General features: G+C 44.5%; 2 protein-coding genes. One reads left to right on the top strand and one right to left on the bottom strand.

The features are described from left to right. Positions 1–234 (bottom strand): hypothetical protein (locus KSW37_RS15425; RefSeq protein ID WP_217315319.1); only part of this gene is annotated, 234 nt, incomplete at its 3' end. A 330-nt stretch (positions 235–564) separates the two neighbouring features. On the opposite strand from KSW37_RS15425, the gene ltrA reads away from it, so the two are divergent. Then, entirely contained in the window at positions 565–1,827 is a 1,263-nt protein-coding gene (ltrA, locus tag KSW37_RS15420; protein ID WP_217315318.1) for a group II intron reverse transcriptase/maturase, read from the top strand. Positions 1,828–1,940 lie beyond the last annotated feature (113 nt).

Raw genomic sequence — 1,940 nt, 5'->3', positions numbered from 1 at the left:
GTGTGTCCTGAGACAGAATGAAGTCAGATATTGGCTATATTTGATAGATTTCTGTCGTACTTCTAAAGAGATGGTGGCAGACCCACTGCATTCGGCATGCAGGTGCTGATTGCAAACCACTTTGTGCTGCTCTGATGGAAACTGATGGGTAGTGAACGACAATTGAAAGTCTTCCGTAAGGTTGGCAAGGTATGTGTCAAGGAGATGAACGCAAGTGAACCATTGATGAAGCATCGTTAGCAAAGTTAGCAAGTCACATCAGAACCAAGGTCTATTCTGTATCTTGGGATAATGGCAGAGGAAACCTGTTTACTGTCTGCTGGGTGTGCGGTGTATAGGTGGCATGAACTTGACATGGGCTCTTTAGAGGAACAGGAGAAATAGACATGGAATGCTAAGGGAAAATGCCGAGAGCCGTGACACGCAAGGCAGAAAGTACTGATGTCCATGTCTGTGGCGGACTACCTCGTAGTAGTGTTGAAGTCTCTGTAATGGGGATGGAGCGAAGGGGGTAGCGTGCTTAGCCAGATTTAAAGTCCAACTTAAGAAATTGAGGATGAAACAATGAACGAGGCAAAACCTTTTGTAATAGACAAGCGATTGGTGTGGGAAGCTTACCACAAGGTGAAGGAAAACAAGGGTAGTGCGGGTATCGATAAGGTTGACCAAAAGACATTTGACAAAGAAATGTCCAAGAACCTTTATAAGATATGGAATCGCATGAGTTCTGGCTGTTACTTTCCCAAAGCGGTAAAGCTGGTAGAAATACCCAAGTCCAATGGTGGTACTCGCCCTCTGGGCATAACAACGATTGAAGATAGAATAGCGCAGCAGGTAGTAGTATCAGTACTGACTCCCATACTCGAACCTATCTTCAAGGAAGATTCCTATGGCTATCGTCCAGGCAAGGGAGCGCATCAAGCCATAGCCAAGGCTAAGGAGCGCTGCTATGTGAATCCCTGGGTGCTTGATATGGACATCAGTAAGTTCTTTGACACAATCAATCATGAATTGTTGATGAAAGCAGTCCGCAAGCATACAGAGGAGAAATGGGTACTTCTATATATTGAGCGTTGGCTCAAAGTTCCCTATCAGACATCGAAAGGTGAAGTGATAGAAAGAACGATGGGAGTTCCCCAAGGTTCTGTGATAGGTCCGGTTTTGGCAAACTTGTTCCTACACTACGTGTTTGACGAATGGATGTCGCGTAACTATCCAACGATTCCGTTTGAGCGTTATGCTGATGACACCATCTGCCACTGCGTATCGGAGAAGCAAGCCCAGTTCTTGAAAGCTGTTCTAATGAAGCGCTTTGAGGAATGTGGATTGAAACTGAATGAAGAGAAGACAAAGATAGTCTATTGTAAGGATAGCAATCGAAGAGGTGACTCGGAACATACATCCTTTGACTTTCTAGGCTTTACCTTCAGACCTAGAAGTGCAAGAAACAGAAAGACGGGTCAAAACTTTACTGCTTTTCTCCCTGCAATAAGCAAGAAGTCGATGAAGAGAATTAAAGAAGCCGTAAGGGCTTGGAAACTGAATCATAAGACTTTTGCTTGTCTGCTAGACATAAGCAATGAAGTTGATACGCAGATTAGTGGATGGATGAACTACTATATGAAGTTTGGTAGGTCTGAGTTCCGCAAGGTGTTGAATTACATCAACGAGCGACTAACCCGATGGGTGATGCGTAAGTATAAGCGTTTCTCCAAGGGAAGGAAGTTTGGCAGGGCGTATGACTGGCTTGTGGAGTATGCGGCATACAACAGAAATGAGTTTTCACACTGGGTGAAGGGATATGTACCCTATCCACGTCTAGGTTAATAAAGAATATAAATTAATAAACAAAAGAGTTAAGTGCGAAGAGCCGTGTGATGGGAGACTGTCAAGCACGGTTCCGAGAGAAGGGAGGGTGAAATTCCCTCCACTTACTCGAC

Origin of the sequence: Segatella copri (assembly GCF_019127135.1) — a bacterium.
Classification (GTDB): domain Bacteria; phylum Bacteroidota; class Bacteroidia; order Bacteroidales; family Bacteroidaceae; genus Prevotella.
Note: the sequence above shows the minus strand (reverse complement) of the source record. Positions and strands in the feature narration are given on the sequence as shown.

Bases quoted from the DNA above. Each gene is read 5' to 3' on its own strand.
- ltrA (WP_217315318.1), top strand. From the start codon at position 565: ATGAACGAGGCAAAACCTTTTGTAATAGACAAGCGATTGGTGTGGGAA.